The 18,528-nt window shown below is 36.7% G+C and carries 22 protein-coding genes; 2 read left to right on the top strand and 20 right to left on the bottom strand.

The window, feature by feature from the left end:
* Positions 1 to 448 precede the first annotated feature (448 nt).
* From BMY13_RS16025 to BMY13_RS19570, 4 genes are all read right to left on the bottom strand, one after another.
* Positions 449 to 1,534 (bottom strand): sensor histidine kinase, encoded by a 1,086-nt coding sequence (locus BMY13_RS16025; RefSeq protein ID WP_092505824.1) that lies wholly within the window; start codon positions 1,532 to 1,534, stop codon positions 449 to 451.
* Positions 1,521 to 2,204 carry a response regulator transcription factor gene (locus tag BMY13_RS16020; protein ID WP_092494341.1) on the bottom strand — a complete coding sequence of 228 codons (684 nt, stop codon included), beginning with the start codon at positions 2,202 to 2,204 and terminating at the stop codon, positions 1,521 to 1,523. The genes BMY13_RS16025 and BMY13_RS16020 overlap by 14 nt, the downstream gene beginning before the upstream one ends.
* Before the next feature lie 39 nt (positions 2,205 to 2,243).
* Positions 2,244 to 2,828 carry a peroxiredoxin family protein gene (locus BMY13_RS16015; RefSeq protein ID WP_092505822.1) on the bottom strand — a complete coding sequence of 195 codons (585 nt, stop codon included), beginning with the start codon at positions 2,826 to 2,828 and terminating at the stop codon, positions 2,244 to 2,246.
* Positions 2,829 to 2,954: 126 nt separating this feature from the next.
* A complete protein-coding gene (locus BMY13_RS19570; RefSeq protein WP_175476836.1) occupies positions 2,955 to 3,602 on the bottom strand; it encodes a hypothetical protein in 648 nt (215 codons plus the stop codon).
* A 175-nt stretch (positions 3,603 to 3,777) separates the two neighbouring features.
* Between BMY13_RS19570 and BMY13_RS16005 the strand changes: the two genes are divergently transcribed.
* Positions 3,778 to 4,761: a DmpA family aminopeptidase gene (locus BMY13_RS16005; protein WP_092505820.1), complete on the top strand. Its 984-nt coding sequence runs from the start codon at positions 3,778 to 3,780 to the stop codon at positions 4,759 to 4,761.
* A gap of 152 nt (positions 4,762 to 4,913) precedes the next feature.
* On the opposite strand, the gene BMY13_RS16000 is transcribed toward BMY13_RS16005, so the two are convergent.
* From BMY13_RS16000 to BMY13_RS15940, 13 genes are all read right to left on the bottom strand, one after another.
* A complete protein-coding gene (locus tag BMY13_RS16000) occupies positions 4,914 to 5,441 on the bottom strand; it encodes a DUF6933 domain-containing protein (protein WP_092505818.1) in 528 nt (175 codons plus the stop codon).
* A gap of 15 nt (positions 5,442 to 5,456) precedes the next feature.
* Positions 5,457 to 6,359 (bottom strand): RluA family pseudouridine synthase, encoded by a 903-nt coding sequence (locus BMY13_RS15995; protein WP_092494345.1) that lies wholly within the window; start codon positions 6,357 to 6,359, stop codon positions 5,457 to 5,459.
* A gap of 29 nt (positions 6,360 to 6,388) precedes the next feature.
* Positions 6,389 to 6,619 (bottom strand): excisionase family DNA-binding protein, encoded by a 231-nt coding sequence (locus tag BMY13_RS15990; RefSeq protein WP_092505816.1) that lies wholly within the window; start codon positions 6,617 to 6,619, stop codon positions 6,389 to 6,391.
* A gap of 26 nt (positions 6,620 to 6,645) precedes the next feature.
* Entirely contained in the window at positions 6,646 to 7,032 is a 387-nt protein-coding gene (locus BMY13_RS15985; RefSeq protein WP_092505814.1) for a UPF0158 family protein, read from the bottom strand.
* Between the two features lie 36 nt (positions 7,033 to 7,068).
* Entirely contained in the window at positions 7,069 to 7,347 is a 279-nt protein-coding gene (locus BMY13_RS15980; RefSeq protein ID WP_092494348.1) for a GNAT family N-acetyltransferase, read from the bottom strand.
* Complete coding sequence (locus BMY13_RS15975) at positions 7,347 to 7,994, bottom strand: transporter (RefSeq protein WP_092505812.1); 648 nt, start codon at positions 7,992 to 7,994, stop codon at positions 7,347 to 7,349. Before BMY13_RS15975 ends, BMY13_RS15980 begins: the two co-directional genes overlap by 1 nt.
* Before the next feature lie 154 nt (positions 7,995 to 8,148).
* Complete coding sequence (locus BMY13_RS15970) at positions 8,149 to 8,631, bottom strand: transposase (protein WP_175476835.1); 483 nt, start codon at positions 8,629 to 8,631, stop codon at positions 8,149 to 8,151.
* A gap of 92 nt (positions 8,632 to 8,723) precedes the next feature.
* Positions 8,724 to 9,641, bottom strand: a complete 918-nt coding sequence (gene cyoE, locus BMY13_RS15965; RefSeq protein ID WP_092505808.1) for a heme o synthase — start codon at positions 9,639 to 9,641, stop codon at positions 8,724 to 8,726.
* Between the two features lie 361 nt (positions 9,642 to 10,002).
* On the bottom strand, positions 10,003 to 10,731 hold the full coding sequence (locus BMY13_RS15960; RefSeq protein WP_245736131.1) for a DUF5694 domain-containing protein: 729 nt from the start codon (positions 10,729 to 10,731) through the stop codon (positions 10,003 to 10,005).
* A gap of 224 nt (positions 10,732 to 10,955) precedes the next feature.
* Entirely contained in the window at positions 10,956 to 11,216 is a 261-nt protein-coding gene (locus BMY13_RS15955) for a hypothetical protein (protein ID WP_092505806.1), read from the bottom strand.
* 262 nt (positions 11,217 to 11,478) lie between these two features.
* A complete protein-coding gene (locus BMY13_RS15950; protein WP_092505804.1) occupies positions 11,479 to 12,873 on the bottom strand; it encodes a hypothetical protein in 1,395 nt (464 codons plus the stop codon).
* Between the two features lie 179 nt (positions 12,874 to 13,052).
* Entirely contained in the window at positions 13,053 to 13,193 is a 141-nt protein-coding gene (locus tag BMY13_RS15945; RefSeq protein WP_092494353.1) for a YpzI family protein, read from the bottom strand.
* 80 nt (positions 13,194 to 13,273) lie between these two features.
* Positions 13,274 to 13,867, bottom strand: a complete 594-nt coding sequence (locus BMY13_RS15940) for a vWA domain-containing protein (protein ID WP_092505802.1) — start codon at positions 13,865 to 13,867, stop codon at positions 13,274 to 13,276.
* 98 nt (positions 13,868 to 13,965) lie between these two features.
* Between BMY13_RS15940 and BMY13_RS15935 the strand changes: the two genes are divergently transcribed.
* Entirely contained in the window at positions 13,966 to 14,472 is a 507-nt protein-coding gene (locus BMY13_RS15935; protein WP_092505800.1) for a hypothetical protein, read from the top strand.
* Between the two features lie 21 nt (positions 14,473 to 14,493).
* Here BMY13_RS15935 and BMY13_RS15930 read toward each other — a convergent pair whose 3' ends face one another.
* From BMY13_RS15930 to BMY13_RS15920, 3 genes are all read right to left on the bottom strand, one after another.
* Positions 14,494 to 15,198 (bottom strand): hypothetical protein, encoded by a 705-nt coding sequence (locus BMY13_RS15930; protein ID WP_092494356.1) that lies wholly within the window; start codon positions 15,196 to 15,198, stop codon positions 14,494 to 14,496.
* A gap of 1,184 nt (positions 15,199 to 16,382) precedes the next feature.
* Complete coding sequence (locus BMY13_RS15925; protein WP_092505798.1) at positions 16,383 to 16,976, bottom strand: hypothetical protein; 594 nt, start codon at positions 16,974 to 16,976, stop codon at positions 16,383 to 16,385.
* Between the two features lie 344 nt (positions 16,977 to 17,320).
* Positions 17,321 to 18,322: a tRNA dihydrouridine synthase gene (locus tag BMY13_RS15920; RefSeq protein ID WP_092505796.1), complete on the bottom strand. Its 1,002-nt coding sequence runs from the start codon at positions 18,320 to 18,322 to the stop codon at positions 17,321 to 17,323.
* Between the last annotated feature and the right edge of the window lie 206 nt (positions 18,323 to 18,528).

The raw sequence follows: 18,528 nt of genomic DNA, 5'->3' as shown, positions 1-18,528 counted from the left end.
GTGTATTGGTCATCAAATCGCAGTCCACCATGTCGTTGGTGATTATTATGGAGAGATTTCACTTAATAATGAAGATACGCTGTTGGTTGATGCCCTGCTTGGGTGTATTGCAGAACATAATGCGAAGTGGCAGGAAAGTTCCTATTGATGATTAGGAAAATCACCCTCTTTCCGTGGACGAACAATCAGATCTAACAATAAAAAACTGTTAAAAACTGATTAAATCACGCCGGGAAAGCCTGAATCCGGGCTTTCTGAGCCATGATTGGGGGGGGATTATGACTCCTGCGAAAAAATGGGCTGGCGAGCCTGCGTATAGAGGGGGGATACTAACGAGGAGTAGAGGGGACATCCTGAAAATCCGATTACTCGCCCCATCGACCTCACGTCGTGTGTGGCCGCGAAAAGCGAGCACATCCCCATTCCTAACCGAACTACATATGCTCCTTTACGCTAGTGGTAATGTAAACCAGAAAGTGTTTATGTTTTTTTCGGAAATAACTCCGATTTCTCCGCCATGCCGGTCTATTATTTCTTTAGCTATAGCAAGCCCTAAGCCGCTTCCACCTGTTTTGCGGCTTCTGGATGTATCCAGTCTATAAAACCGTTCAAATATATTTTCCCGTTCATGTTCTGGGATGAAATCACTTGGACCACTTACAAGGATTTGATAAACAGAATTTTGCTGTTCGCCAAGTACATGAATTCCACCCTCACCATTGTAATAATGGATAGCGTTCTCTAAGAGGTTATTTATAATTTGCTGAATACCTTCCTCATGAATATGTAACTTACATGAGGATACATTTATAGACAAGCCAATATCTTTTTCCTCCATTTGCAATTTAAACATTGCAACACACTGATCAATCAGATTAGCAATATCGACTCCTCTACTTTGGGAATAGGTTTGGGAAGTTACATAATCCCATTCCTTAAGTTGTTCCAATTGTTCTATCATAACTGTAAGACGTTGCGATTCCTGGTACAACGCCTTGTAAAGCTCCTGATTCCCTTGAATATCGCCTCGTTCCAATGACTGAAGATATCCATTTAAATTAGTTAAAGGCGTACGAAATTCATGTGATAGATCAGATACAAGCTTTTGGCGGTGTTGCTCGTTCGTATGCAGTTGTTGAATAAGAGCATTAAATTGTACAGCAAGCTCGCCTACTTCATCCTGGGATGTCACCTCAACAGGATCGGGATAATTGCCTTTTTTTAATTGCTTAGTGGATTCTATTAAGCTGCGAATTGGTCTGATTAGTTTTTTTGTCATATAAAAATGCAATAAACTCCCCATAAAAATCGCTGTAATTATAAAGATCCACAAGTAATTAAATAGCGTTGCATTGAATTGCTGCTGGCGTTGTTCCTCCAACCCACCCATGGCGTCCACTAAAAAACAAGCAGTATTATAAGTCGCCAGTCCACTCACGACAATTGCAGAAGCAACAACAAGGAAATTTAGCGCAGATAACCGCCATAAGAATCCTTTAGGAAATTTTGATATAATCCGTTTACGTATTGACAAATTTATACCCCATTCCCCGAACAGTCTGGATACGCTTGGGTTTGGATGTGTTATCCTCAATCTTTTCCCGCAGCTTTTTGATATGCGCATCAATCGTGCGATCCAGCACTGTATGATCTGCATATGGATATATTTGCATGACTAATTGTTCACGACTAAGCACCATATTCGGATTTTGCATTAAAAAATAAAGAAGATTAAATTCAAATTTCGTTAGCTTAATCGATTTGTCGTAAAGAAGCACTTCACCTTTTCGAGGCTTAATACATAACCCGTCATATACAATTTTTTGGCAAAATTGACCTGTACGTCGCAATACTGCTTCGACGTGTGCCATGAGTTCATTTGGATCGAAAGGCTTCGTGACATAATCATCTGCTCCCATTTTCAGCCCATCAATCTTATCTTCAATCTTCGCTTTTGCTGAAAGCATTATAATGGAAACCTCATTACGTTCCTGAGCACGTACCCATGCACAGAAATCTTCGCCACTAACTTTAGGCAACATTAAATCAAGGATGACCAAACAAGGATGATGTTTTAGAAAAATACCTTTTGCTTCCTCACCATCAGCGGCTTCTACCACATCGTAATCATTTTTTTCCAAATGTATTTTTATTAGTTCACGAATCATCATATCGTCTTCTACGACTAAAATTGTTTGTTTCATATTGAACACCTCTTTTCTATTTTAAACTAAAAAGAGGATCTATTTCATCTTTTCAAACTCCTGAACCATTAACTCATAATTCATAGCACCTAATGCCTTAAACTGAATTACTCCGTTCGAATCAATCATGTATGATGTGGGAATAGGCTGTATTTGATATTGATTTGCCACTTCCACTGTTTCATCCATTAATATTGGAAATGTCAGTTCAAACTTTTCTACAAAATCGGATACATCACTTTTCGTGCTCTCTGTTTCAGTAAGATTAATCGCTAAAATTGTAATATCTTTATTTTGATGAAATTTCTCCATATCTGGCATCTCCGCGCGACATGGAGGACACCAAGTTGCCCAAAAGTTAACAAGAACTCGCTTACCACGAAAATCGGAAAGCTTGACTGTCTTCCCTTTCAAAGTCGTAAGTTCAAAATCGGGTGCCATATTTCCTATTTCAAGTCCAACTTTATTGTTACCTTCGCTTTCCTCACTTGTACTTTCTTCTTTAGTGTCATCCTCTACAACATAATCTCCACTATCAGCCGTTTCCTCAGAGCTGTTTAGTACATCGTATACTGCCCAGGCAAGCATCCCGGTAATTATGAGGATTATAATTGTTTTTTTCATAATTTAAACCTCCAATTTTTATCCTAAAATAGATAACCACGTATCCTGAACGATCCTTAATAGAAAAATTGAAATACGTGTCATTTGCATTCGCCAAGCCAAATTGTCAAACCTGCAGCAGCATCATTATGAATTCTTCCTTCTATGGTGATAAGTCAACAGTGCCAAGCTTATTACAAAAATAACTAATAAGAACCAGCGAGCCATCATATAGCCAAATAATGTTGTAAAAGGCAGTATAAAGGATAGAAGCAATTGCCCCAAACTCCACCCGACAAAAAAACCACCTGCTGCCGTACGAGATGATATCCTCTCGTGCACGAATACATAAATGAAAGTCAATACTATGAGTAATAGCAAATGCCCCCATGCTAAGGTGCTTTCGTTCCACATAATATCGATAAATTCATAAACAAACGATGCCCCCAAGAAAACTGGAACAAATGATGCCAGTAAAGGAATTGTATCGATATTTTTTCGTTTTGCCTTATAACCAACGTTTATTATCAGAAATAATACTGCAACGTAAAAGGCGTGTGAATTACTAGGGTACGCTAGTATGGCAAGTGGATCTTTTACAAATACAGATAAGCTTAAGAGAACCTTTCCAATCCATATAAAAATGACAAAATTAATAAGTAATGATATTATTTCTTCCAATTGTTGCTTTTTCATTGTTTTCTTTAATGGACTTATTATGTAAAAAAACAACAGACCAGAAAGAACACTTATTACAATAATCGCAACGTTGGTTAATACCCAAGCTGATGGCATAGTATGACCTCCATGTTCCCATTTCGTTATTCATTATAAAGAAGTTATGTGAAAGTTTAATGAAAGAATTAATTTTCTTTAAAACAATTCTACTTGGAGTTTATACAAATAATTAAGCAATACATATATCTGCTATAATACTGGTAAAATAACAGAAATTTAAGGAGTGATTCAGATGCAGTTACCTAAAGGAAAATCCAATTGCATTACCGATGTTGAGGGGGTGCAGGTTGGACATGTAACTTTGTACGAGAAATTGAATGAACAAGATACGGTTTGTACTGGTGTTACTGCTATATTGCCCCATAAGGGTAATATTTTTTCAAACAAAATACGTGCAGCAAGCTCAGTTATTAATGGATATGGAAAAACTGCAGGCCTTGTCCAAGTAGAGGAGTTAGGCTTACTTGAATCACCAATTATGCTTACCAACACGCTCAGTGTAGGAACTGTCTGGCAAGGAACACTCCAGTATATGCTCAACGAAAATAAAGAAATTGGAGACTCAACAAGTTCACTTAATATCGTTGTTGGTGAATGTAATGACAGCTACCTGAATTCAATACGACTGCAATCCGTGAAGCCTGAGCACGCGATTCAAGCCATAGAGAGTGCTAACAGTAATCCTGTTGAAGAAGGTGCGATTGGCGCAGGAAAAGGGATGGTGTGTTTCGGGTATAAAGGGGGAATCGGCACAGCATCACGACTTGTAGATACGTACACTGTTGGCTGCCTCGTATTAAGTAATTTTGGCAAACGGGATGATGCCTTATTTACAGATTTCGGAAGCAGCATAAAATTGGATACACCTGATGGATCAATTATGATGGTTGTAGCAACAGATGCACCGCTATATGACCGGCAGCTGAAACGGCTTGCCAAACGATGTGCAGCGGGGTTGGGCAGAACTGGAAGCAATATCGACAATGGCAGCGGCGATATAGCAATCGCTTTTTCAACAGCGAATACATATAATCATAACGCCACTGTACAGCTGGAGTCGATGTCATTTATACGTGATGACCACCCTATTATGAGTAAACTTTTTCAAGCCGTAATTGAAGTGACTGAGGAAGCTGTTATCAGTTCTCTGAAAAATGCCGATACAACAGAAGGACGAAGTGGGCGAGTTGTTGAAAAAGCACCGCTCAGTTTGTAACCTTTATCGATTCTATGTCGAACTTTATCTATTCCGAGTCGATGTTTATCTATTGCGTGTCGAATATTACCGTTTCGTTGTCGATCTTTATCGATTCACCATTTGGCATTCGCTAGCCTTAGCAACACCTACGCAGTAAGAAAGAGGCTCTTTTATAAAAGAACCTCTTTGATTAATGCTTTCTTCATGGATTCAGCTGAATAAGTTTCTGGTAATGTCAGCATAACAAATTTATTGTTAAAGCGATTAATTTCATCTAGTTTGTCTTCAATGGTATCTGCTTCATTATTCTCCTGAAAGAATTTAGTTGCACTTATCATTTCATTTATTTGAGAAATAATAGGACGCTCACTTGTTGGAGCATAATTCACGTCATCACATTTTTTCATATATGTTTCCACAACTTTTTCAGCAAATCCCTCAGCCAATAGGTTTTTACGTATTCCTTCTTTAACTAGTGAAGAAAACTGACTAAATTCTTTTTTTCTGAGACTGCCAATAATGAAGTTATAACGTGTGCTGTTATTCATAACGATGCAGTATTTTTTTCGGTTATAGTAAAAAATATGTGCATGCCATGAGTACAGTGGTTCGTTGTCTGCTATCTGTTCATTAGATGTTTTTATTTTTAATTCATCGGCCAGCTTTTTTGTACATTGAATTTGTAAAATATGAAACACACCTCCTATGTAACACTATTTTGATTTTGCAAAAAATGACCCTGGAACATCTGCTTCAAACCGCATTAACTTACCTGACGTAGGGTGATTGAAGGACAATACCTTCGCATGAAGACCAAGCCTCCTGATTTCATTCGTTTTGGAGCCATATTTTTTATCACCTACAACTGGGTTTCCCAGATCCTGCATATGAACGCGAATTTGATTTTTCCGCCCAGTTTCCAGCTGAATTTCAACTAATGAAAACTTTTTGTTCGATTGGATTACATTATAATGTGTAATTGCATGTTGTCCGTCATTCTTATTGGGGCTGGAATATACCAAATGTGTACTGCTTTCTTTCAGCCACGATGATATGTAGCCTTTCGATTTTTTTACTTCCCCTTCGACAAGTGCAACATATGTACGTTCTTTAACATTTTCCTTCCAGGCATCCTGCAAGGTCCGCTTAACTTTTTCATTTTTAGCGAACATCATAACTCCCGATGTATCCTTATCAAGACGATGTACAACAAATATTCGATTTGCGGGATCTTCACGGCGCACATACTCCATCAATTGATGGTGCGCAGTTCGTTCCTTTTCTTTTTCGGTGGCAATCGAAAGTAAACCAGCCTCTTTGTTGATGACAATGATATCTTCATCTTCATGAACAATATTCATGCCAATTAGTGCACTCTCTTTAACAGAAGCTTTATTTTTTAAGATGGTTACTTCCTGTCCTGGGTTCAGTTCATAATTGTATTGTGTTTCCATATGTTCATCAACTGTTATCTGACCGCGCGCAAGGATTGACTTAACTGAGTTCCGGCTGCGGTTGGGCATGACTTTTATCAGAAATTTTAAAAGCTCAATAGGCTCCTCAACTGTATATACAATTGATTTTCCGTTTTTCGTGGTTTGGTGGTTTTTGGGCATGGACAATTGCTCCTCTATGTAATTTATATCTAATCTTCATCCTTCACATCGGGGTCTTCCGGAAGTGGTTCATTCAGGTAATCTTGAATCATTTTTTTATAATTATCCATTTGCTCTAGATGTGTACTAAATTGATCCTTGTTAATAAGGAATCTATCTCCATCATAAACAGAACGTATACGACCTTGCAGTACAAACGTTTTGACTTTTGATTCTTCAATTGATAAATATTCAGCTGTTTCCTGGATGGTTAAGTACATATTATTAGTTCCCTTTTTTCAGTAGTTTATTTTTGATTAATCTTTTCATAGGGTATATTGAGGTCGTTCATCCAATCGAAAATGGCTTCCTTTGCATCACTTTGTTCAAAGGTATACCATTCATCTTCAATACCAAGTTGAATAACCTTTTCCTTGAAATTTCGAAATGGCTTTCTACGGTTCAGTACATCAATCAATTTCTCAGCTACAGCTGGTTCCTGTTTTTCTGCAAATCTATCCATTGAATCATATGCTTCATTTGATGTAATTTGTGGAATTGGTAAAAGATTATCAGTTGCGTCCTCGTCATCCCAGTCAATCCCTGGTTCTCCTGTTAATGATTCAGGAGCATCCATTAGAACTTGTCCTTTATTTGTGTCCAATACATAGTTTATTTCAAAGTCGTTATGCAAATACGCATTCGTTGATTAAATCCATGCTCTCTTCTCCTAACCCTCCAGCACATCGTGATATTCAGGCGTTTTCTCCATTTTATCTTTGGCATATGAGCATGTTGGGTCAATTTTCTTTCCCTCTTCTCTAGCATATGTAACAACTTTATCAACTAGCTTCCCTGCGAGACCTTGTCCACGAAGCTCATCTGATACATACGTATGGTCAACTATTAATACATTATCACCTGATGGCTCGAATGTGATTTCACCTAATGGGTTCTGTTCATCTTTGCCAACATAAAATTTGTTATTACCTTTTTTAATTTCAGTCATTAATTAGCCTCCTTTGAATTATGTTCCTGTCGTACCGATTGCTTCTTTTTTTTAAAATTATTAAAAAGTATATCTACCTTATTAAATGCCCACTGCAGTGCTAAACCTTGTATTGCAATCCCTATTATAGATATTCCTGTTAAAATCCAAATTGAAACCTGACCCTCGATTTCAAAGACACGATGACCGAAAAAAAGTAAATATCCCAATATTACATACAATGCATCATAGTATGCGACAATCGAGCTTTCCAAGTTCCAAATAATGAAGGATGCTGCAATCATTAATGAAAGAAGTATTGATACAATTAGTGATTTGGATTGAAAAGTAAGCTTTTCGGCATATGGCACAATGTAGTACTTGGCAATAGTTTTGATCCGAAATAAGTAGATGATCCTTACCACCCTGGCAACCTGGAAAAACTGATCAAATGGGATAATCGCTATCAGAAGAAATGGATTTTGTTTAATGAAGTCCCACTTTTTCTTTGCAGTCAGTAATCGAAAGAAGAAGTCAATAAAAAAGACACCCCATACAATCCAATTGATTGTTGAACTGTATGTGTTTTCAGTCCATAGTGTAATGATTGTCAGCATAACGAGCAGAATCATAATACTCTCATATGCTATTTTCGCCATTTTCTGCATAACATATCCCTCTTCTAAATTCCTCTTAACCTATTATATTAGAAAAAGCGAAGAAGTGTAACCTTGACAACTTTATGATGACAAACCTAAGGTCAATTAAAGTAAAAAACTTCGATAAACTCCAGTAATACTGGGTGCTTATCGAAGCAGGAACTCAGCGCAAACATGTTGAAGCCGGAAAATAAACTGAATCAGAATTGCTGTACCGCTCGTCCAATCCTAATTGCTGGCATTTTTTATAATGCTTGAAACCAATTTCTGAAACTTCCAGTGTCTTACAAATAGTATCTAAAGGATATTGACTCTGAAGAGCATCAATCGCTTGATATCTTTCTTCAATACTATGATGAGACATGCCAATAAACTTTTTTAGTATGTCTAATTCCGACGATAATTCCTCAATTAATTTATCCGGTGATGCTGAACTTTGCTCTCTATAAGGATGACCAATATTACGATCGAATGCAGAGGCACCTTCCTTGTGGTACTTCTTAATCCACACATAAATATTATCTCTATGACGAATTCCTAAATCGTTTAGCACTGCCTGAACAGGCTCATCTTTATCAAGTACACGCCTAACTGCCTCAAGTTTAGTTTTCTTTGTATACCGCTGATACTTTGGCTGCTTTCCCATAGCCTCTACCTCCATACTGTATATGTACTTTGTCCGTTCATATACTCATTGTAGCGCGTATGGTATGCAAATAATTGTGTAGCTAAGAATTATTAGCCAAACCATGGAACAGTAGCGATAATCATGATGATAAAGATAATCATTAAATAATTCACGGAGTACAGAAACATTTTATTAGCCCAATTTAAATCGTCCTTGGTAAAAAAACCGCTAATTCCAAGTGTCAGCCACCCAATATTTAACAGGGTTGCGATCACCATAAACGTTGTTCCCAATGAGGCAAGATAAAATGGTAACGGAAGTAAGCAGGCAGTATAGATAACTGTTTGCCGTTTAGTAATAGCGAGTCCATGTACCACCGGAAGCATTGCCACCCCTGCAGCCTTATATTCGTCATATTTCCGTATGGCGATGACAAACGTATGGGGGATTTGCCAGATAAATAAGATAAGAAACATGATAATCGGAACAGTATGATTAGCAGGCTCTAATGCAGCCCAGCCTATTAAAGGTGTTACTGCGCCAGATACACTTCCAATTACAGTATTAAGCGTATATTTACGCTTGGACCATATCGTGTAGAGAAACACATAAATAAACCAGCCAATGAAAGCATATAAAGCTGCTTCTATCGTTGTGAACAATAACAGGATTAAACCAACTACGGAAAAAATAATTCCCATTGTCAAAACAGCTTTTAACGAAAGATTTCCAGTTACTGTAGGGCGGTTCTTTGTTCTTTCCATTATCGTATCAATATCAACATCGTACCAATTATTGAGGATAAGTGCGCCAGCCATCACGCATGTACTGCCAGCCATTGTTAACAGGAACAATTCCCAACTTGCAGTAAAGGTCGAGTTAGTAAAATAAAGAGCAAGCCAGAACCCAGCAAAAACAGGGAGTACATTAAAAATTAATACTACCGCCTTAAAAAGTTCTTTTAAATCAGACAGAAAAGTATTGGGATTTTGTTGAGGCGATATAACAGTTTTCTCATCTTTCTTCATTTATATTTTCCTCCCAAGCCTTCAATTACATCTAATCCATTTTAACATTTATCATACCCAATCACATGGATGAAAACTGCAATTTAAAAACAGACAGGGATTCTAACGGATTCCGTTTCCTACCAAGACCAAAAATCACTTTTAAAAATAGCTATATTCGTACAACTAATTGCCCTTCTTTTGCAGTGTTATTAATAAAATCTCAGTTCAGTTAACTGAGATTTATCTTAGCAGTTAAGAAAGTATAAATCCTTTCTTACTGCATAAGTGCAACTAAGGCTTTCGCCATTAAGGCTTGGCGATAAGCCAAGTTTTCTAATATGTATTCTAAAATCAATTCTTTAAAAGGCAGTAGTGAAAATTAAAGATAGTTCATAGCTGATTTAACTTCAAACATTCCACTTTCTTTCAAAAATTGAGAAATCAAATATACGTGTGCGTGTCCAATTATTAAAATGATTCTATCCGAAGACGAGTTCGATATATTAGCTAAGTTAGAATATATTATTAAATTTCTTTGATACCACCATCTAAGCCAGTCAATACCCACATAATTCTCTTCACTCCCAATACGTGCAATTGCCATATTCATTTCGTGCCCTTTTCTAATGTTAGCTTCATTATTTGAATCTCTCATTAAATCTACTATACTTTTATCCGTTAAGTTAAAATCTCTATCTGATCGATATTTTTTGTCAATGTAGTCATATAATTCAGGTTGATTTGTTTTAGCCCAATCAAACACCTGACCAATTCCCATGTTTCCGACTGATTCCATCCAGTCAATCGCATAAACCTTTGGGTGATTCAGTTCAGAGGCAATTCTGAAACCATATTGATGAACTTCATCAACTTTCAATTTGATTTCATCATTCAAATACTTTTTATATTCTTCATTTAATTCTTCTTCTTCACCCTTAATCACCTCAAATGCTAATTTTGTAGGATTGAACATCTTTATTTTCTCTATAACACCTCTAATTTCCTTTTGCCTATTGTCATTCAATAAATCAGCCACTTTGATCCGATATAAGTCAGGTGTATATCGCATATGAAACGTTCCTAATATCATTATCTTGGGTTTTCCCACAAAAAAACCTCCTTAAAATATTATGTTTATTGCTCTTCAAAATAGACCTAAAAAATCGCTTAAATTTAACTAAACTGTTTCGTGAGCACAATAAAATCCACTCAGTACAATAAACATAATCCACAGAGATTTGTAAATGAAATCATAATTTTCTGAACCAGTAAACAAAATAAAAAACCGATTAAAATCTCGATCTTCTTTTTTAACTCTTGCTCCCCGTTACTTTAATTAGATTTTTTATTCATTGTTTTTAGTGCCTTGCTTTGATCACCTTTTTTAACATAAATTTTATAAACCTCTCCAAAAGTACTGTAAGAACCAACAACAGTTGCATTCGTATTTGAAGTTATAGAAACTCTATACTTAATAAGTTCCGATTCTAAAAGTGAAACAACCTTATAATAATCTTGTTGTTTTATCGTAGTATAAACCAGTGTCTTTTTACTTGAAAATAAGTATACGATTATATTTAAAAAGAATTGCAAAATTTACCCCCCATACTTATTGGATTATGTATACATACGAATAACCTTTTAAAATGTTTCAGCATTCAATAAGATGAGCCATAAAAAAACGCCAATAATTCCAATAATAGTTAGACAAACAAAAAACGACCACCAAATCAGCATACAAAATAATGGTCATTTTACACTACATTTATATTGTTTGTCATAGGATACGGAACCCGATACAGTAATTCTGTCTATTTATCAGAGGTCATCGTATTAGGCCATAATGTGTATTCTATCAAGCATTTTTTTGCAGGTTAATACACAGCTGCTGATAGGCGTCCGATTCGTGATTTAACCCTTTATCCCGATAGGCTTTAGATAACCATTGAAGTGGTTTTGGTTGAGTAGGCTTAAGCTCCATTTCCCAGCTAAAGCATTCAATTGCCTTATCCAACAGATTAAACTCATAATACAACTCTCCAAGAGTCTGCATTTGATCCAAATCATCACTTAGCCTTTCCATGGTATCAATTTTTCTAATTATCTCCAGATTTCCATGATTTTCTTTGAATGGTTTTAATAAATTCTTAATATATGCTACTTCATGGTTTTCCAATAACGAGACAACGTATTTATTAAGAAGTTTTTCAGCTTTTTCAGGGGATACGTTAATAACTGATTCCAATATAGTATTAAGCATTTCTGGATGTGAAGAATATGTTCTTGAATCAAGATGTTCAAGCAGTTCTCCAAAGGTTTGAATATGAGCATTACTTAGTTTGAAATCACGATTCTGCATCATATGGAAGACTTTTTCAATTTGGTGGGTTTTTACATATTTATTAAATAAATCTTGCTGTAGTGGAAGAAAGGCTGGTAACTGATTGTCTAAACGTTCTAAAATGAATTGTGCTTCATTTTCGTTTAAATACTGCTCCAGTAAATTTGCCAGAGACCTGTAGTAGTCAGTTGCAGGGGATATTGATAATTTGTAACAATACAAGGCAACCATATCAGTCCATCGTGATTCTTTTTCCAAATGGGTGATTAGCTGCTGGAACCGTTGATCATCATCTTTCTTGGAATAAAGAACTTTTTCAGCAAAGATTAAATCCTTCGCTACCAGCTCATCTAATTGGTTGTTATACTGGTCATCATATTTTTTAAAAATAGGATCATTGGAGACCTGTGTCACGAAACTGTGCTTCGGTGCAAAATCCATTAAAATACGAATAATCTGATAGCCCAGGAAGCCTTGGCCGTTACGGCGATAAACATAAAATATTGATTTGATCTCTTCAAATAGATGTTTTTTTGGAATAAATGATTCAAAGAAGGTAAGTATAAACGCTTTTTCTTGCGGAGTATAGTTTGTTTCGAGTTTCTTTAGCAATGGCTTAAAACCGATAATTTTACATGGGTGATTGGATGAAAGCAGCTTGTTGATAAACGGGTGTGGGGCGTTATAAACAATTCCTTTTGTAAATGCTCGCTCGATGAATGATTGTCGACGAAGCCGCTTTGCTTTTGCTGCAGTGAGGAAATTGTTTTTATAAAAGAACAGGTAATACATCTCATTGTTCTCACTAATCGCTTCGATAATTTCACTTTGCATATACAACGAAATTCTTTCTGGCTGCACTCGGACCTGTTTCTGCTGATCATAAATTAAAAATTGACCCATATCCATATCGCACACTCCCTAATCGCTTTCTCTAATTATAACATATGAAGACAGGTTCGTCGTCCCAGGCTAATGAACGGGACATAGGGGACAGGTTTATTGTCCCAGATTGCTACTATCTTTATAAGACAGACGCAGCTAGAACATAATAGGCGACCATCCTTTAGGACAATCGCCTGTTAATTTTATTTTTTGCCATCGTTTAATTTTTCGACTTCTTCAGGGCTAGCCATTTTTGTTGACCCTTTATAACGAAGACCAACATCCCGATCTGATTCCACGCGTCCGCTTTGTTTCAGCTTTTTTTCTTGACGGTCTCTTCCCATTATTAAGCACCTCCTATACTTAAAATGAGAATAGTGATGAAGATTTATTCATACCGAGAATATTATTTAGCACACAAAAATCAGTACTGTTTTTTCCTTCTATTCTCTGAAACCATCTCAGTAGCCATATCATACATTCTCTCAACACCCTTTTCAGAAGCTTCAAAGTTAAATGCATTTTGTTCAACAATTCCAATATTATTTGCTTCTTTCGCAGCATCAATATTGGCACCCATAAAAATAAATTCCCAGCTATATTTATCCTGTTGGTGTTTTATTAGTTCTTTAACTTTCTTATAGGAAAACTCACGGCTCGCATTTTCCATGCCATCAGTTGTAATAACAACTATAACATTGTCTGGTTGCTGCTCTTCACGGGCTCTCGATAACCTGTAACCCACATCCAAAATTGTCTTTCCCACTGCATCCAATAACGCTGTCGTCCCTCTTACATAATACTCGCTCTCTGTAAGCCTTACACTATTAGCATCAACACCATTCCATAATACTTCATATTTGTCATCAAACAGAACTGAAGTTAGAATCGTTTCCCCCTCAAGTTGGCACTGCTTATCAATGAAAGCATTAAACCCACCAATAGTATCACTTTCGAGCCCCGCCATTGACCCACTTCTATCCAACAGGAAAATAATTTCTGTTACAGTCTTATTCATATTTATCATCTCCTCAAATTTTTAATCTGTTATAATATTAACTGTGATTATCCGTGTTTTGGTCGCCTGATAAGCGACATATTTGGGAGGTGGACAATGTGCTTGATGAAAAGTTTTTTCTGGAAATGCAGAAGTATGTAGAGAATCATATAGGTATAATTCCAGTTGATGTTTGTGAATCCTCTGAGAAGGTTGACTACAGTATTCATAAAGAAATAGAACTTGTTGAATTAAAAGACTTTATTGAAGATAACCGTAAGCCTACACTCAAAGAAGTATTGTTTAACTTAATTGATGAAAAAGATACTAGTGACTCTGACATATACAAAAAGGCCGGAATTGATCGCAGGCATTTTTCAAAAATACGATCTAATCCTGATTACCAGGTTGGAAAAAACACCGTTATTGCCCTTGCTTTAGCTCTTGAACTGAATAAAGAAAAAACCGACAAGCTACTAAGCTCTGCCGGCTACTCATTGTCTGAAAGTGATACCTACGATTTAGTTATTCAATTCTGTATTGAGAAAAAGGTATTCAATATCCACGATGTAAATCAGGCGTTAGACTATTTTAGTTTAAAACCATTAACGGGTTTGCACTCCTAGGAAGGGACTAGAGAAATGGCCTTATTTACGGAAGATGGACAAAAACCTATCCAAAGTTCCTTTAGGTTTTGTCATCGATTTTTCTAAACGTTTGTTAAAATCACTTTGTAATCGCCATTCTTTTTTCTGTTCGTCCCGCATATTCTGTATCTCTTTTTGTAAGAATTCGCTTTTTTCTTTTTCTTGTTGCAGCAATGACTCATAGTGGCTATTCTGTTGTTCAGTTAATTTCTCAATTCGAGCAGTTTTTTGTGCCGAGTTTCCGATACCAGAACTTATAACGTGATGATCTTGCTGGAGCTGGGAAACCGTAGTTTTAAGTTGAGACATATCGTTTGTCAGTTGGACATTCATTTCACGTGTGGCTGCTAGTTCATTAGCTAAAAACATTAAAGACTCTTTTAATTGATTGAGATCTTGGGGTGAATTATCAGTTGTATCAGATATCGTTATCTCTGTTTCATTGAATCCTTCTAATCTTAATTTTTGTTGATTTACAAGATATGTAGCTGTTACGTCTAAGGGCTTGTCCGTATCGCGTATCGCTATAAGCGATTCGATGTCAGATCGAACGAAAATCCGCCGATCGCCATCTTTAAAAAACTCGTATCCATTACGCTCTAGTACTTGGCCATACTTTCTAACAGTGGGTGTCGCAATTCCCAGCTCGTCTGCTACTTCTTTGGTAGTATAAGATCGTTCATTTGGCTGTATATCATGTCGCATATCGGATCTCCTTTCTATTAAAATATGTGGGTTTTCGATAAGTTCACAAGTTGTATCGCCCGGCGATATGAAACGCACAAACGGGCAGACCAATACTATTTTTGATGAATTTAATAAAGACTTATCTTGTCTTATCTAAGATTCTAAATCGCTCCAGATCCCATTTTTTACGTCCATATCGCATAGCGCTATAAGCGATACGAAGATATCCAATCCCCAATATATTGCTCTTAAATTTAACCGAAATTTCTAGCAGGAAGGATTCCCCCCACTCCTTAGAAAGATAATTACAACTCATCTAGTTTGTATATATCATGTCATTTATTGAATCTCCTTAACTATTAAATATGAAGGATTTTTGATAAATTTGCAAGTATATCGCCTAACGATATGGAGGGACAAGAGGGACAGGTTCATCCTCCAAGCTTGTTATTTTCGGATGTATCTATCATGTCATATTTCGGATTCCCTTATCTGTTAAATTATGAAGTTTTCGAAGAGTTGGCGTACCATATCGCCCGCCAATACGACACACATAAATAGAGTCAACTACCTCATTTTTATTTAGGAAGAAATCTTGTTTTGTCCAAGTATCAGATCCTCTTGCAACTGGGGGTTACAGAAGATATGCTAGCCCATATCGCGTGTCGCTATAAGCAAATACGATAAGGGATAAGAAGCATAGGTTCATCCTCCCAGATGTTATATTCGGATGTATCTATCATGTCATATATCGGATTCCTATCTTTTAAGATATGAAGTTTTCGAAGAGTAGGTGTATCATATCGCGTGGCGATACGACACACTTAAAACGAGTTAACCGCACGTTTTTATAGGAACATCGGAAGTGTCCAGTCCGCCCCTCACCAGGCTGTACAAAGGATACGCCCGTCCATATCGCATATCGCTATAAGCGATACGGTAAGGGATAAGAGTGACAGGTTCATCGTCCCAGGTTATGGTTTTGGAAGGTGTTTACCCACATGTCCATTCCTTACCACAGCACTTTTTTACTTTTTGCAACTTCCACATATACATGGATCATTACGACCAGCTTTGATATTCTTTCTTATCAAAATCACATTTGACTCCTTGTCACTCCCTAAAGATTCAGACTGTTCTACTGGAAATAAATCGCTAGGTAATTATTTCGAAACTCTTTTAACATTCTATCCATTTATTTATCACCTCGGAATTTTTAATGCCGACTCTCCTTCATTCACTGCTATATGTTCACTTAAAATCATGTGCAGCTTCTCTTTCATTTCATCTGTGGTTACAATACAGCTTATAAAATAGAATTTTGTCTTAATCCTCAATTCATATCTATCATTAACCTCTTTTGAGGATCCATAGTATCTATGGTTTAAATCAATAGGGAGAAATTGAAACGACTTTATTTTTTTCCAAGTAACAAAGTGACTTCCACAAAGTACACCGTCACCAATTACCGCAAACAAGTTTATAAAACTATATGAATTGATAAGAAGGATAGTCATCAATGGATAGAAAGACCAATTAATCCCATCTAAAAATACTCCTAAGAAAAACATGACTATCACAAACACGAGATTAAGAGAGTAAGCAATGATTCCTATCTTTTGTTCAGGATATATCGGGAAATTCACTACTTTTTGAGGGTATTTTCTAATGGAAGCAATCTCTTCATTGGTTGTAGGTAAAATAATGTCTTGCCTCATTTTTATCATGACTTGAATAAACTTGTAGCTATAGTACCCAATAACAATTAAAAGTAATATATCAATAAATAACTTCAATCAAATCACCTCTTTGCTATGTAACGAACTATAAAGGACAAGAGGGACAGGTTCATCATCCCATATTGTTGTTTTAAAAGGGATATATCCCCTGCCCCCATGTCTCAATGTTTTTTTCAATCAGTATATTCAAAAATCATCTTTTTACTTTTTAATTCTTCACCGCCTTTGATAACCCTTTCTCCATTAACCGATAAATTACGTTTCATATACTCATCATTCTAAGAATCGAGTGAAGCAAATATCTTTTCATATGCTGTTCTAAATTATCTATGCAGCTTTTAAAGTAGTCATTTCCATAAGCTTCTAAGAGGGGCTCATTAGTGTACTAATTTCCAGATGATTTACAGTAAGTTTTTCTCACTCTGAGCCCCCGTCGCCTCAGCATTTTTTCGTTCAAAGTTATCGAGCAATGCACGCACTTCATCTGTTGACTCTGTACTCATTAATTGATTTCTCAACTCACCAGCCCCTGGAATCCCACGGACATATACCTTGAAAAATCGACGAAGAGGCTTGATCTGCCGTGGTTCTAATTTTGAATATTTATCATGAAAATCCAGATGCAACCTTAAGAGATCAAGTAATTCCTTACTACTATGATCTTTTGGCTGCTTCTCAAAAGCAAATGGATTTTTAAAAATACCACGCCCGATCATAACCCCATCGACACCGTATTCATGAGCGAGCTTCAAGCCAGTTTGTCGATCAGGAATATCCCCATTGATTGTCAAAAGTGTATCTGGTGCCACCTGGTCACGAAGTTTCTTAATCTCCGGGATTAGTTCCCAATGAGCATCTACATCACTCATTTCCTTTTTTGTACGCAGATGAATAGAAAGATTAACAATATCTTGTTTCAAGATGTGTGTTAGCCAGTCGTGCCATTCGTCTACATCAGTGTAACCAAGCCTTGTCTTCACACTTACGGGCAATCCTCCCGCTTTTGCTGCTTGTACTATATCTGCAGCAACTTCTGGACGACGAATTAGGCCACATCCCTTCCCCTTCTTTGCCACATTATGCACAGGGCAGCCCATATTGATATCTACACCCCTAAACCCTTGTTTCGCCATACCAATACTCATTTGCCGAAAGTATTCAGGCTTATCTCCCCATATATGGGCTACAATTGGTTGTTCATCCTCTGTGAAAGTCAAACGCCCACGCACACTCTGGATCCCCTCTGGGTGACAATAACTATCTGTATTTGTAAACTCTGTAAAAAACACATCAGGTCTGGCTGCCGCGCTTACTACGTGGCGAAAAACAATATCCGTCACATCTTCCATTGGTGCCAGTATAAAAAACGGTCGTGGTAAATCACGCCAAAAATTATCTACCATATCTTAATTCAAATCCTCTCACTATGGAATACTAGGTCAAACGCTTATTCCAAAATTAAAAAGCAAAAAAGCCCCTGCTTCTTTTACACTTATATCATGTTTAAGCACTTTATATCAAACTCATCAGAAATGTTTATTTTACAAGGTACTGTATATTTTAACTAGACACTCGCTGTACACCCGAAATAAACTTTTCCGAATCTCCA

Origin of the sequence: Virgibacillus subterraneus, assembly GCF_900110695.1 — a bacterium.
Lineage (GTDB): Bacteria > Bacillota > Bacilli > Bacillales > Amphibacillaceae > Lentibacillus > Lentibacillus subterraneus.
The sequence above is the reverse complement of the archived record's forward strand: the minus strand, read 5'-3'. Positions and strand labels throughout refer to the sequence as shown.